This is a genomic window from Sphingobacterium sp. G1-14, assembly GCF_002196555.1.
Taxonomy (GTDB): Bacteria; Bacteroidota; Bacteroidia; order Sphingobacteriales; family Sphingobacteriaceae; genus Sphingobacterium; species Sphingobacterium siyangense.
The window spans coordinates 4,577,479-4,591,562 of sequence record NZ_CP021381.1 but is presented as its reverse complement, the minus strand read 5'-3'; the positions used below and the strand labels follow the sequence as shown (position 1 = coordinate 4,591,562).

The window sequence follows — 14,084 nt, the reverse complement described above, 5'->3', positions numbered from 1 at the left end:
ATACATAATCTTATTGAATTATTCCTCTGACACAGTTCATGTTACAGTCTCCATTTCTATAATTAATACACTTTGTGGTACGATGCTGTTACCTCTTTTGTTTTTTCATTTCTTCTATCTCTCGCTTTAGCTGGTCTCGATCTTCTTTCTTGTAAAATTCTAACTCCGTTGCAGAATAATCGTACTTGAATAATCTCGCTTTTATTCTGGTATTATTGACAAAAATACCAAAGTCTATGTTTGCTATAGTGAGAAAACCAGCACTATTTCCATCAATTTCGATACTTCCAAATTTTGTGAGTTTTGCCAGTCTTGTACTGAATGATCCATCTGTGTCTGAAGATACTTTTTTGAGCGTATTTCCTTCCGAGTCTAAAAATCGTATCTCTGCATTGGGTACCTTCCTTTTTTTCTTAGCTTCAGTGATAATGCCTGAAATCGTCACAGAATCTTCCGAATCGTTCTCGTCTAAATAGCTTGAAGATTCGTACCCGCCCAATACTTTATTGTTTATTGTTTTAGGTCTGATGACAGAACATGATGAGAAACAAAAGATCAAAAAAAAGACTAAAATTTTAATAGCCCAGATCAACTTATAACACCTATCTATGTTTTCTATTTGCTTTTTCAACTTCTTTCCTCAACTTTTTCTGGTCCTTTTTTGAACCTATTTCATTAATATACATGGGCTGCCTTGGTAATTTTATGTCTAAGGCGTAGGTTTTAAAATTTGGCGCAATGTAAACATGTTCGATAGTCATCCCCGTTCCAAATGTATCTACAATAATTTTTCCATGGAGCAATCCCTCGGATGGGATCGTTAGCGAAAATTCTCCATTTTTATCGGTGATGGTTGTACCAATTGTATCACTCTCTGAACTAAGAAAGAAAACTCTAGCAGAAGGAACATTTTCATTATTATGGCACATGCTCACTTTGCCTTTTATTAAAGGCGATATCTCATCATCTGTATAACCTTTACCTCGTTGGCTATAGCTGCTGCAGTTGTTTTGGTCTATATCAACCCAGTCGTTATAATTCTTCTTTGTGGAACAGCTAAAGAGTGTTAGCAAAAGAAGAAGTTTAAAACCACAAAGGTTTAACTTTATGCGTAATGCCATTATAAATTTGGACCTTTTTTATATTTCAAATAATAAACAAAAATTCTTTATATGAATAGATTCCGTTGTAAACAAGATGAAATTTTTAGCACCATCAAAAGCTTTTTTTTAACTTGCTTGTACCTACCTCTAAAATCTAACTCATTTCAATATTAATAATTTTTCTGAGTTGATTCTCATTTATATCTATTTATTATTTTGATTCTTGATTTCTTTAATCTCTTTTTTCGAAAGGGGTACTGTGCTTTTCATAACTCCATTTATAATAAACAGTTTCACAGCTATTTCTATTTGTGAATAAAATCGACCCATATCAACTTTTGCGATTTCAAGTTCACCTAATGAATTTCCATCGGATCCATTTACATTAATATTCCCGACAGTAGGTTCAGCTTTTATGGTAAACTTAAATCTTCCCTGACTATCAGCTGTTTTTATAGCAATTAATTTATTATTTGTATCCCGAACTTCAATTTCTGCATTTGGTACTATTTTATTACTTCCTCCCATGCGTACCTCTCCCTGAAGTGATATTATTCCTTCCAGATCTTTATCATCTTTTAAATATTTTATATTATAGCCCCCACTGTTTTTTCCTTTAAAATAATTGGCATCTCGTTTCCTAATCGATATACAGGAAAACAATGTTACGGATAAAAATAAAAACAAGAATTTAATAGCCAAGTTTTGTACCTTTTCTGGATGTACCCTCTTTAATAATTCCATATTGTTCTGCTTTAATAGTATTAGTTATCCTATTTTTTGTCTCATCGTCCAATTTGTATCCCATCAATTCACCATAACTTTTAAGACTTGTCGATATATCAGTAATAAAGTTTTTAGTTATTATACCATGCTGTAAGCTGTTTTGATCTACGTTCAAAGATAGTTGTATATAAATAATTGTGAATACGCTAATTTACTGTTTACAGGATCATCTTTTGCCCATGCAACAATAAAAGCGCGTATAGATTCATGCTGGATCGACTATTGACCTGTTGTTAGCTACTAGTGTCCATAATGGATGCCGCCAGAGTTGCCTTGGCTCATCATGGCGACGTACTATTTCAATTTTTTAGCGGCTTTATTTTCTACGAGCGACTTCATTTGTGTTACCGCTACTTTATTCAGTTGCATAAGCCGTTCATTTTGTGGTACTCCTTGTTGAATTAATAACGCGTTTATACTTTCCATGTTGCTTAGCACGACCAACTGTTCTATAATCGCGTAGTCTCGAATATTGCCCTTTTTATCAGGATTAGTATCTCGCCATTGTTTGGCAGTTATTCCAAATAGTGCGATATTAAGTATATCGGCTTCGTTGGCATAAACGGAATTTGACTGTTGTTTGGTGATTTCTGGCGGAATAAGATTTTCTTTGATAGCATCTGTATGGATTTGATAATTCACCTTAGCTAGCGTTCTATTTAAATCCCAATTTAATTTCAAACGATTGTTTTCATCGTCTTTTAAACGTTGAAACTCCTTTATTATATAAAGTTTAAACTCGATTGAAATCCAGGAAGCGAATTCTAGTGCTATGTCCTTATGAGCAAAAGTTCCCCCCGTACCTTCCAGCTTTAGAAATTATACCAATTGCGTTGGTATTTTCTATTCAGCGTTTGGGAGTCATCACAAAACTATTGAGACCAGCTTGTTTTCTAAACCCGTCGAATTCGACGGGTTTAAAATTGGGATTATATATACTTTCCCAAAAACCTAAGAGTTCAATTGTATTGCGATTTCTCATCCAGTTTTTAATTAAATCGTCAGTATGTGCCGAATCTTTGTGTCTTGCAATATCCGTAAGTCATATGTAATCATTTTGATTTTCTTGATATAGGAGAATATCTACTCCTTGTACATTAATTTTTTTATTCTTAGTCATGCTTTTAGATTTGATAAGTTCTTCCCGTCAGCTCGAGAAAACTAGATGGCATATTGGCTATTACAATTTTATTTTACTTTTTATGAAGATAAATATACTAAAAAAAATAGCAATACATAAATAGATATATATAAAGATTTAGAATAAAACCTTAAGCCCTTCTTCCTTTTACTTCGAATCCCCAGGTTTGATTGCTTGAATTGTTCCTATATAAAAAATGTTTTTATCTAAATTTTTGTCCGATACCAGACGGATGATTTTGAATAATGTATCCTATTGGTCTGGGACAACTGGTTTGAAGGAGAGATGAAAGCCAGCAAAAAAAGGTTAGAAGAATTATCTGGTCATTTTAGTTTTGAAATTTTTGATAACGGAACAGAGTCCCTTCATCAACCTGACTTAATTCAGAGCATGAGCAAGCTAATTAAATTCTATAAATAAGTATTGTCATTGGAAATTTATAAAATCTGATTAACGAAGCTTTTTATAGCGGCACCCCTTCGTCGAGAGGTGCGCATTACATGTGAACGTGAATACTATTTGAACCAAAGGTTTTCTATATTTCCTGATTTGTGCCTATTAGTTCGGCATAACGACAATAGCTTGGGAAAAGTCAATGACTTTGTACTTCTTTTTTATTTTTTGGTCGAGTATGACCTTATCATTCGTGAATGAAACAGGAGGGGTTTTAAAATGCCAGGTTCCCAGATAGTTTAATGAGTTTTCTGTGATCTTAAAAGTAAAGCGTTCTAATTCATCTATGTTTATCAGGCCAGCGTTTACTTTATCTTCAAAATCATCCGTTGTATCTATATTCTTAAAAATATATTCTGTATACATTTTACCTCCATACCACTTACTATTGGTCCACCAATAATTTAGAATAGCGTAGTTTCCTGGCTCAATAGTGTATATGAAGGTATTTTCCTTTGATGATTTGAATGTCGGCTTCACTCTAAATGCAAAAACCTCCTTTGTTTCTGTATTGATCAAACGTATGTCCTGCGGAAAACCTCCACTGCTGAATCCTAATCGTTGGATAAAGTTACCATAGATAATTGCTTTCCCCTTCGGTATACCGTCGTCACTTGCGATATCAGTAAGGTGTTTTAGATTTTGAGCATTAATATGTATTGATAAAAAAACTAAGATTACTGTTATTATACGTTTCATTTCTAAAGCAGATATTGGCTGACAAATATTCTTTGCGAACATTATTTAGATTAACTAGCTAGGGATAAAGCTAAAATAAATACCTCATATTTTATGTGTCAATTATGAATTTAACGATTATATAACACATCAATTTCCCAATGAGTTCTTTGCATTTATTTTTGTCTTCCATTTAATTTGATCTAAAAATCGAAGCCCAATTCGGATAGCATTCGTTCGTGATTATTCATAAAATACTTCATCAATTTATATTGTTCGGTATCCTGATATGCAATCAGCTTTATTCCATTTTCAGATACCTGATAGATATCAGCTTCGGGATAGCCCATTAGGATTGGGGAGTGTGTTGCGATAATGAATTGGGATCTCAGTTCTACAAGCTCTCTTATTCGGCTCAACATATTTAGCTGGCTTATGATAGACAGTGCCGATTCTGGCTCATCAAAAATATAGAGTCCATTACCGTTGAGGCGATGATGTAATAATAAGAGAAAGCTTTCACCATGAGATCATTCGTGGAGCGATCCACCATAGGATTGCTGAGCTTCATATTGATCTACTGCGGTGGCTACATTATAAAAACTTTCAGCCCTGAGAAAATAACCATCTCTGTTGCGATATGCGGTTCGTATCACTTGGATATCTTCGAATAAAGCAGAATGGGAATCCATGGTGCTAAAATTAAAATTGCAGCTTCCACCTTCAGGATTAAAGTCTGCATTGATGGCTATCGCTTCTACTAGTGTCGATTTCCCGATACCATTTTCTCCTACGATGAAAGTCACAGGACTCCGAAATTTTAGTTCCACCAGCGCTGATAATGACAGAATATTATACGGATAATGGTCGCGGTCTTCCTGCGGTTTTTTATTTCGGATTTGGCTAATATAAATCATCTTACTAAGCAATTGTGGAGTACCCTCTTGTTTTTTCGCGACTTCAGACTGATTTTTTCTAAGAACATTTTATATTCTTCTATTTTAGGATTAAATTCTATCAAAGATTCGTTATAATATGGCAATAACCAGCTCAACGAAAATAGTTTAGTCGGTCAAAAAGGGTATGAAGACATTCTTTTGTTATGAAAAATTTGCATAGCTCTACCAGGTACATTTAGTAGAGACTATACAAATTTTTTTCCTGTTGAAACTATAAATACGCTAATGTTTCATTTTTCCTTTTCCAGTCTGTTCTAATGCTAGCTTCAGAGCCCGAGCGAGGTTTTCTGCGTTTCCAATTGCCCAGTAGTGCAAAAAGAATACATGGGGTTTTTCATGAACCATATGATTGTGTACTGCAACGACTTCAATACCATTTTCTATTAAAGTTTTTATAACAGGTGCTACTTCATCCTCTAGCATAGCGAAATCTCCAGCTATTGCTGCTTTTTCATTTGTACCCTGAAAAGCTATCCAAGTGTTATAACCAAAAAAAGTTGATATAGGAATGCCATGCTCGGTAATAGGAGCGTCGGGACGTCCTATGGTATATTTATACACTCCACTGGACATTTCTCCTTGGATACCTAGTATTGCATCAATTCTTTTGATATCAATACTGTTGTCCACAGTTCTTCCTGTAAATTGTCCTTTCGCTGGATCTGTGCCCCGAGTTTCCTTTACCTTATCCAAAATAGCTTTGGCTTTCGCAGCCATTTGCTCGACACTTCCACTTCCGCCAATATGCATATACATCACATTGGGGTGATTTCTTACAAAGTGGTTGTGAATAGCAGTTATCGTTAGTCCTTGTTTTATTACCTCAAACTGAACGGGTTTTAGATCATTTTCAGTAATAACAATATCTCCCATAATCATTGCGCCATCATGAGCCGGAGTAAAGGCTATCCAGGTTCCGAGTCCCATTGGCGGTATGATTTTAAAGCCATCCACATTGATGTCTAGATCATTTTGAGGAACAGTAATCTTATATTCTCCATTATTTTCCTTGCCCTTTACCTGTACAATCTTTTCAATGACGGAAATATCAAGCGGCTTCAATTTTATACGATTATTGCTTGAATGGTCTGCCTTGATCATGCTGCCATGGGTAGCTTCTTGTTGAGCATGTAGTTCTGCTGATACTAATAATAGCGCGGAAATGGATAACGGAATAGTTAACAGTTTTGTTAGATTTTTCATAATGAAATATTTATTGGATTCTTCGGGAATATCCCTAAATAAAATACACTGATTTTATTTTATTGTTTTGTTATTACTTTTTTATCTGGTTTCAGCTCTTCATTTGGTTTTAGTACGATCAGATCACCAATCTTTAAATTTCCGAATATTTCCTGTTTTTCCCCAACAGCGAGCCCATTTCTGACATCAATCCATTTTGTAATACCATTGGATATAACGATGACAAATCTTCTTTCAAGTGTTGTAAGTACAGCTGAGTTGGGTACAATAAAAGAGGGCTGTGTTCTGGCAAATTTAAGGTTGACGTTGGCAAAACTTCCGGGTTTAAGCTTAAGATCTGGATTTTGAACTTCAAATTCCCACAGTTCGCTTCGCGTTTCGGAATTAATACTTCCTGATTTTCGTGAAAGGACCGCCGTGAATAGTTTATCCGGAAATGAACTAGTTGTTAATTCTCCTTTATTTTCCATTAGCTGTGCCCCAGAATAAATCTCAGGTACAGGTATTTGAAGTCTTAATATCCTATTATCTTCTATTTCAAATAAAGGAGGTTCATTTAAATTTCCGACAAAAGACCCAATATTGATATTGCGTTTTGTAATAATTCCTGTATAAGGAGCTACGATGGCAAGATAATTTCCTACCTGTCTATAAGATTTAGCGGCAAACTTGGAAGCATTGTAGTTGGCCTCATCAGCCAGCATCTGTGATTTTGCTTTTTCCAGTTCTGATGCAGCTACTACGCCGTCGGACTTAGATGCCTTATTGATGCGGTCGTAATAATCCAAGCTAGATTGATAATTAGAATAAGACATTTTTTCCTTTGCAATCAGCTCCTGAAGACGTGAGTTTATTTCTGGAGCATCCACTAACGCAAGTATTTGGCCCTTTGTCACCTTTGAACCGAGATCAACATTTAGGCTTTTGATATAACCAGGAACTTTTGCTCTTATTTCAACTTTTTCATAAGGTAGAAGATTACCCGGAAGGGATATACTCTTTTGTAGTGTAGATGAATCTAATGTCGTCACCTGAACTGAATCTGGCTTTATCTCTTCTGCAGCAGTGTTTTTTTTATCACTTTTTTTGCCCATACAGGAAATAGTTAGCGATAAGGCTATTAGAGCGAGAAATTTTCTTGAATTTATTAATTTAGTTTTCATGATCTGGATTTCTTAGTTATTTTTCTTCGGGAAATAGTGATACTCCTGCTTGCTCCTTGCTACCTATGAGTAGGTCATGTACCAATGGTACGATGAGCAAACTGCTAATCGTACTAAATACTAATCCACCTATAACAGCAATTGCCAATGGTGCTGTCTGTTTACCTCCTTCACTCAATCCGATGGCCATCGGTACCATTCCCACGATCATTGCGAGACTAGTCATCAATATAGGTCGAAGTCTATTGGAAGCAGCCGTTACTGCTGGCATATCGTATTTAAATTTTTCTCGCCTTATCGTTTCGGCATTTGATACAAGAAGGATCGCGTTGGCAATAGCAACACCCAAGGCCATAATGCATCCCATAAAGGATTGAATATTAATCGTGTTTCCTGTAAAATATAGTATTAATATAGAACCTGCCAACGCTCCGGGTAACACAGTAAGAACAGTAAAAGCAAGTTTAAAGGATTGGAAAAAAGCTGCCAACATGAGTAGGACAACAAAGATCGCCAAAGCCAAGCCTATAGTGAGCTCTTCAATAGTCTGTATGAGCATTTCTGATTGACCACGTGTATAGACTTTTACTCCAGCAGGGAGAGATCCCAATAGTTTGATGTTTTTATTTACATCTTTTACTGCGGTTCCAAGGTCTTTATTATAAATATTTGCTGTTAGTGAAATATAGCGCTGTTGGTTTATTCGATCATATTCTCCTATGGAGTTGATCTTTTTTATACTTGCAATATCCCGTAAGTATACTGTTTTCCCATCCTTATTTGAAATCGGTAGTTCCTCAATTTTTTCTACGGCATTCATGTGCATCTGGGGATACTCTACTTGAACTTGATAAGCATTTCCTGAGCTATTGTCGAGCCAATAGATGGGTTGGATAAATCTACTCGACGAAGTTGCATCAAGTACGGATCGGCCTGCTTTTTCAACCGAGATATCCATCTGGCCCATTTTTATTCTATCATAATTGATTTGAAGAGTTGGATATTCTAAGGGTTGTCCGATCTGCACATCACGTAAATAATCTATTTTATCTAATATGTTTTTTAATTTTTTGGCGATTTCTTGGCTCTGACTTAGATTTTTTCCCTGGATTATTATTTCTATTGGATTATTGGCGCCTAAACTCATTACCTGATCAACAAGATCCGCAGGTTCAAAAGACAATGATAATTCGGGCATGTTTTTCGCTACTCCATGCCTTATACTTTCTTTGAGTTGTTCAAGGGGGAGATTTGATTCCTTTGTTAAATTTACTTTCAAAACAGCTTCTTGAGGACCGCTGGTGTAGAGGTAAATCGGATTAATAGCATAGGTGGGAGGCTGTAGTCCCACAAAAGCAGAAGTGATTGCAATATTTTCCTTCCCAGCGATACTGTCTATCATTGAAAGAACTTTCTTTGTTGCATCCTCTGTTCTTTCGATTCGGGTTCCCGGCCGCATCTTTAATCTGACCTGCATCTGACCTGCATCAACCTTTGGGAAAATTTCCGTCCCAGATCCCAAGTAGCTCAGATAGGCAATAGTAGTCAAACCAATGAGCGACACGGGAACAATAATGGATTTTCTTTTCCGACATTTTAAAACGAAAGCTACGAGACGATCTTTAAGATTTTGAAGCGGGTCTAATGTTAGTTTCTCTTTCTTTTCAGCCATAAACCAATTGCAGAGTATCGGTACCAGTGTTTGCGATAACAGAAATGAAGCAATCATTGCAAAACCAACGGCTAATGACAAAGGTTTAAACATTGACCTTGGCACGCCGGTCATAAAGAAAGAGGGAACAAATACGGCAAGGATGCTTAAAAGAATAAGCAATTTGGGGATCGCCATCTCTTTACATGCTGTCCATACAGCCTTTCGGATGGGCATCTCATTTTCAAGATGATGATGTATGTTTTCAATAGTCACCGTGGATTCATCAACAAGTATACCTACCGCCAATGCCAACCCCCCTAAGGTCATAATATTAATGGTTTGTCCTGTTAAATATAGTCCCGTTAATGCCGCTAGTAAAGCCAAAGGAATATTTACAACCACAATGATCGCACTCCTGATATCTCTTAAAAATAGTAGAACCATCAAGCCGGTCAAGAATGCGCCAAGTATACCTTCAAATAATACACTTTGGAGAGAATTGCTAACATAGCCCGATTGATCAAATTCATAAGATACTTTAATGTCAGGTGGTATGGCCGACTGCATATCTGGTAAAGCATGTTTAATAGCCTGAACGACATCCCAAGTAGAAGCATCAGCTCGTTTAGTGACAGGAATATAAACCGTTCTTTTACCATTAATCAATGCGTAGCCAGTCGTTACATCCGCTCCATTATTAATTGATGCAACGTCCCTGACATATACAGTTGCACCTTCTTTATTCTTGACAGCGATATTTTCGAGTTCTTTGAAATCCGACACAATACTATTAGAAGGTGTAATTATAGTTTGATCAGCCGAACGTATATTACCTGCCGGAAGGATTGAATTATTCTTAGCGATGGCAGTAACGAGTTCATCAGCAGTTAGATTATAACCTCTTAGCCTTTCAGGGTCTGCTTTTATGACAATGGTTTTTTGGTTTCCCCCGAAAGGAGGTGGAGCTGATACACCCGGAAGAGAAGCAAACATAGGACGTACCTTGAATAAAGCGAGGTCTTGGATCTCATTTGAGCTTCTTGTCTCGCTACGGAATACCAATTGACCAATTGGTACCGAGCCAGCATCATAGCGCATGATAAATGGTGGGAGTGTGCCTGGGGGCATGAATGATTTTGAACGATTTACATAAGAAACTACTTCTGCCATTGCAGCTGCCATATCGGTCCCTTCATGAAACTGTAACTTTATTAATCCCAATCCCTGTATAGACTTGCTTTCAACAGTTTTTATTCCGGTGATGTATAGAAAATGATATTCATAATAAGATGTTACAAAGCCTTCCATTTGCTGTGGGGAAAGTCCTCCATAGGTTTGGGCAACATAGATCGTAGGTGCATTTATATTCGGAAAAATATCTATCGGTGATTTCTTAATTGCTAGGATGGAGGATGCAAGTATACCGAGCACCAAAACAAGGATAGTTATGGGTTTCTGGAGCGCAAACTTAATTAATTTTATCATCGTGATTTATTTTTGAATTGCGTTAGTGAAAATTGTGACATCGCCGTCAATTACAGTTAGGAGAAGATATGCTTTCCAGGCATCCAGATATGCTTTTTTATTATCCAGCTCAGCTTTTAGCAAACTATACTGCACCTGGATAAGATCCGATAGATTGATCAGTCCGGCACTATATCTTGCCTGTATGGCAAAAAAAGCATATTGCGCCGCATTTAACTGCTTTGTAGTTTCGGCAGCCACCAGAATACAATTGGAAAGCGTTTCACTAGCTATCTGTTGTTGAATTGATAGCAGGTCTTTACTTTGATCTATTTTCTCTTTAGCAGCTAAAGTTAGCATTTGTTGTTCCTGAAGCTTTTTTCTGGTTTCGCCATATTTCATTATAGGTAGGCTCAATTGAAATCCAATTGCATAATTTATTCTGTTTAACGAAAGTCCTTTTATGTCTCTATTCGTTCCGTTTTCTTGAAACCCTGAGCCTCTACCAAATGCTGTACTCCACAAAGTAACCTTAGGTAGATAGTCTTTGTTAATCGTGTTCTCTTTTAATAAATTTAGAGACAAACTGCTCTCGGCGGTTTTCAACATAGGGTTTTGACTAAAATTTGAACCACCTTGAGTTATTGGAGGCAGCACACTTATGAATGCTGTATCCGTTGGCAAGGGGAGGTCTTTGGAGGAAATAAGATGTGCAAGTAAAAGCTGATAAACTTTTTGTTGTTTTGTTGAATTGAGCACCTCAACTGTCGCTTTCGATAATTCGGATGAGAAAAATGTGCTGTCTGCTCCCGGTCTTATACCATTTTTGGAAAGAACGGCACTCTGTTTTAGATTGATTTTTGTCCTTTGTGTATTAGCAGAATAGATCTTGGTATGTTCGAGTGACAGTATTAAATCCAAATAGGTATTTATGATCTTAGTCCGGTGCTCAAGAGTAGATTCTTTAAATACCGCTTCTTTCACCCTATATTCCGCTGAAGCTTCGCCAATTTTGGCATCTTTTTGACCAAAAGTGAGTATATCCCAATTCAGTAATACACCAGCTGCACTTCCTACTGTGGGGGTAAATGAATTGCTGACCGAAGGTGGACCGCTGATGGGCAGTATCCCATTTGGATAAAAAAGTCCGGTGGTGTTATTTGCAGTCGCTAAACCAACTTGATAATTAGCATCAATATTTGGTAATTTGCTATATTGAACGACATTGATATGCTTTGCCGCTGCTTCAGCTTCATAACGGATACTTTGTAATTGGTGATAATTTTCACCTTGAGAAATAGCGTCTTTCAGGCTGATCCGCTTTTCCTCAGAATGTTGAGCTAATAATTTTGGTGGGCCAAAAAAGAAAAAGACGCCAATACAATAAAACCATTTAACCATTTTATTTAAGTTTGTCCCCTTAGGGTGTTTATAGGGACAAACCTAAAAAGTGATTTTGGAGAAATTTTGTCAATTTGGTTCTATACCAGAAAGAAAGTTAATTTTAATACTGTGCCGTCCATCAGTGTAACTATAATTTATACCAAACTGGTACAGTTTACATATCTGTTCTACCAATGAAAGCCCAAGTCCCATTGTTTTTTGTTTGTAGTTGCCCTTTTTGAAGCGTTGAAACATTTCTGAGGCTGGACGATCCAATGGATGCCCGGTATTTTCTACAGTAAGTACTCCATTGGAAAGCTCTATGGTCAGTTCCATACGGTTGTCATTATGTACGATTGCATTCTTAATAATATTAGAAATAAGAATTTCGACCAAGGTCCGGTTTGCATTTATCATAATATCCTTCTCCCAATATGTTTCCATTACTTTGACCGTATGTTCAAATTCCAGATATTCAGCAAGGATTCTTTGTACAACTACAGCGATATCAATCTTTTCATTTTCAGGGAATTGATTGTTTTCTATTTTGGAAAGCAGTAAAAGTGTCCTATTTAAATCGCTCATTCTTGAAGTTGCCAAAGATATATCGGCGATGAAAGACGCCATTTTTTCTGAGACATCACTCTGGTTAATAAGCAATTCGAGCTTGGCTTGTATAATAGCTAATGGAGTCTGCATTTCATGTGAGGCATTTTCTACAAATTGCTTCTGATTAATGTATGCCAAACGTGCTCTGGTAACTAATTGCGTCAATATTTGATTAAGTTGATCAAATTCCAATGTGCCGGTATCAGGTTTCAGTTCTATATTTTGCTTTTGAGCAATATCATAATGTTCCATTTCCCGCATTGTTGTGAAAAATGGAGCCCAAAGTTTTCCTGAACTTATTTTATTCAAAATGATTATTGCTATGAGCAATAATATAAGAATTAGCGCTTCCGTGGCGAATACCTTTATGATAAGATGAGATATTTCAGTAGCAGAAATAAAGGTCGTTACCGTGTATTCCTTTCCTTTCCAATCATAATTCTTAGAGAACATCTGAAAGGGGGGGGTAACGTCGTTATTTAGGAGAGAGAGAGTGGTGTCGCGGACTATATTCGGGGATTGTATTGGAGATCCTTCTATAATTTCATACTCACCTATAATTTTAGGAGTAATCTTACCATCTGTGGATATAAAAGACTGCCATACATTTTGTTGCTTTAAGTTAAGCAATTTCTCCTGCGCATGGCGCGCGTGATGAGTAAGCATCAGGAAAAATATTAGGGAACATAGGATTAAAATGATCGGTAATACGATAAGCAAAATCCTCGTGTTGCGGATTAAAAGTGGTTTATTCATATAGAAATCTTGTATCCGAGCCCATAGATTGTTTCAACTTTTACAATGCTGTTCGCCTCTTTGAGTTTGCGTTTAATATTCTTGATCTGTGAATAAACAAAGTCGAAAGAGGGCATAAGATCGGTTCGATTACCATAAATGTGCTCGGCGATAGCTTGTCTACTCACGACACGGTTTTTATTGTTCAGCAGATAGGCAATCAGGTCAAATTCATTTTTTGTAAATTGAAGAGGTTGCCCATTGCACTGCGCAGATCGGCCTATGGGGTCAATAATGAGATTTCCGATTTCCATCATTTCAATACCCTCATTGAATTGTCTTCTCATACATGCCTTTATCCTTGCGTTCAGTTCAGAGAGATGAAAGGGTTTTACCAAGTAATCATCAGCTCCGAGATTCAGTCCGATAATTTTGTCTTCCAATGAGTTTCTTGCAGAAATAATAATGACACCGTCTTTTTTCTTCTCTTCGCGCAATAACTTTAATAAAGCTAGACCATTTCCATCAGGAAGATTTATGTCAAGTATAATACAGTCGTAGTTAAAACCAGAAATAAGGTAGCTTGCATCTTTGAAATTTGTTGCCGTTTCGCATCTAAAATCTTCTTGGAGAAGATATTCTGTTATAGATTTCAGAAGTTCGAGTTCATCTTCAATGATAAGTATTTTCATATTGTCGCTTTCTTATACAAAGATAAATCAAGATTCTGTAGAAATTTTGTAGTTTGAGCTT

Annotated in this window: 12 protein-coding genes and 1 pseudogene; all 13 read right to left on the bottom strand. The window is 36.5% G+C overall.

Going from position 1 to position 14,084, the window contains the following annotated elements; all coding sequences use genetic code 11:
- Window positions 1–88: 88 nt before the first annotated feature.
- Window positions 89–499, bottom strand: coding sequence for a carboxypeptidase regulatory-like domain-containing protein (locus tag CBM24_RS19830; protein ID WP_139145005.1), 411 nt, complete (start codon window positions 497–499; stop codon window positions 89–91).
- A 103-nt stretch (window positions 500–602) separates the two neighbouring features.
- The gene (locus tag CBM24_RS19825) at window positions 603–1,121 is read right to left on the bottom strand and encodes a carboxypeptidase-like regulatory domain-containing protein (protein ID WP_088162433.1); all 519 of its coding nucleotides are present in this window, start codon (window positions 1,119–1,121) and stop codon (window positions 603–605) included.
- Between the two features lie 186 nt (window positions 1,122–1,307).
- Window positions 1,308–1,847, bottom strand: coding sequence for a hypothetical protein (locus CBM24_RS19820; protein ID WP_157698539.1), 540 nt, complete (start codon window positions 1,845–1,847; stop codon window positions 1,308–1,310).
- A 336-nt stretch (window positions 1,848–2,183) separates the two neighbouring features.
- Window positions 2,184–2,570 (bottom strand): hypothetical protein, encoded by a 387-nt coding sequence (locus CBM24_RS27805; protein WP_232475582.1) that lies wholly within the window; start codon window positions 2,568–2,570, stop codon window positions 2,184–2,186.
- A gap of 1,018 nt (window positions 2,571–3,588) precedes the next feature.
- Window positions 3,589–4,182: a hypothetical protein gene (locus CBM24_RS19805; protein WP_088163687.1), complete on the bottom strand. Its 594-nt coding sequence runs from the start codon at window positions 4,180–4,182 to the stop codon at window positions 3,589–3,591.
- 182 nt (window positions 4,183–4,364) lie between these two features.
- Window positions 4,365–4,664: pseudogene (locus tag CBM24_RS27800) on the bottom strand (AAA family ATPase); the annotation flags it as partial.
- A 27-nt stretch (window positions 4,665–4,691) separates the two neighbouring features.
- Window positions 4,692–5,078, bottom strand: a complete 387-nt coding sequence (locus CBM24_RS27795; RefSeq protein WP_232475581.1) for an AAA family ATPase — start codon at window positions 5,076–5,078, stop codon at window positions 4,692–4,694.
- Window positions 5,079–5,342: 264 nt separating this feature from the next.
- A complete protein-coding gene (locus CBM24_RS19795) occupies window positions 5,343–6,323 on the bottom strand; it encodes a DUF1259 domain-containing protein (RefSeq protein WP_088162430.1) in 981 nt (326 codons plus the stop codon).
- A gap of 59 nt (window positions 6,324–6,382) precedes the next feature.
- A complete protein-coding gene (locus CBM24_RS19790; protein ID WP_157698537.1) occupies window positions 6,383–7,417 on the bottom strand; it encodes an efflux RND transporter periplasmic adaptor subunit in 1,035 nt (344 codons plus the stop codon).
- Between the two features lie 85 nt (window positions 7,418–7,502).
- On the bottom strand, window positions 7,503–10,625 hold the full coding sequence (locus CBM24_RS19785) for an efflux RND transporter permease subunit (protein ID WP_088162428.1): 3,123 nt from the start codon (window positions 10,623–10,625) through the stop codon (window positions 7,503–7,505).
- A 6-nt stretch (window positions 10,626–10,631) separates the two neighbouring features.
- Window positions 10,632–12,005: a TolC family protein gene (locus CBM24_RS19780; RefSeq protein ID WP_088162427.1), complete on the bottom strand. Its 1,374-nt coding sequence runs from the start codon at window positions 12,003–12,005 to the stop codon at window positions 10,632–10,634.
- A gap of 69 nt (window positions 12,006–12,074) precedes the next feature.
- Window positions 12,075–13,262 carry a sensor histidine kinase gene (locus tag CBM24_RS19775; RefSeq protein ID WP_172462480.1) on the bottom strand — a complete coding sequence of 396 codons (1,188 nt, stop codon included), beginning with the start codon at window positions 13,260–13,262 and terminating at the stop codon, window positions 12,075–12,077.
- 86 nt (window positions 13,263–13,348) lie between these two features.
- Window positions 13,349–14,023, bottom strand: a complete 675-nt coding sequence (locus CBM24_RS19770; RefSeq protein WP_088162425.1) for a response regulator transcription factor — start codon at window positions 14,021–14,023, stop codon at window positions 13,349–13,351.
- Between the last annotated feature and the right edge of the window lie 61 nt (window positions 14,024–14,084).

What these genes read in the sequence shown, in the direction of transcription:
- CBM24_RS19825 (WP_088162433.1), bottom strand. Translation starts at nt 1,121, where the DNA reads ATGGCATTACGCATAAAGTTAAACCTTTGTGGTTTTAAACTTCTTCTT.
- CBM24_RS19820 (WP_157698539.1), bottom strand. Translation starts at nt 1,847, where the DNA reads ATGGAATTATTAAAGAGGGTACATCCAGAAAAGGTACAAAACTTGGCT.
- CBM24_RS19805 (WP_088163687.1), bottom strand. Translation starts at nt 4,182, where the DNA reads ATGAAACGTATAATAACAGTAATCTTAGTTTTTTTATCAATACATATT.
- CBM24_RS27795 (WP_232475581.1), bottom strand. Translation starts at nt 5,078, where the DNA reads ATGATTTATATTAGCCAAATCCGAAATAAAAAACCGCAGGAAGACCGC.
- CBM24_RS19795 (WP_088162430.1), bottom strand. Translation starts at nt 6,323, where the DNA reads ATGAAAAATCTAACAAAACTGTTAACTATTCCGTTATCCATTTCCGCG.
- CBM24_RS19790 (WP_157698537.1), bottom strand. Translation starts at nt 7,417, where the DNA reads ATGGGCAAAAAAAGTGATAAAAAAAACACTGCTGCAGAAGAGATAAAG.
- CBM24_RS19785 (WP_088162428.1), bottom strand. Translation starts at nt 10,625, where the DNA reads ATGATAAAATTAATTAAGTTTGCGCTCCAGAAACCCATAACTATCCTT.
- CBM24_RS19780 (WP_088162427.1), bottom strand. Translation starts at nt 12,005, where the DNA reads ATGGTTAAATGGTTTTATTGTATTGGCGTCTTTTTCTTTTTTGGCCCA.
- CBM24_RS19775 (WP_172462480.1), bottom strand. Translation starts at nt 13,262, where the DNA reads ATGCTTACTCATCACGCGCGCCATGCGCAGGAGAAATTGCTTAACTTA.
- CBM24_RS19770 (WP_088162425.1), bottom strand. Translation starts at nt 14,023, where the DNA reads ATGAAAATACTTATCATTGAAGATGAACTCGAACTTCTGAAATCTATA.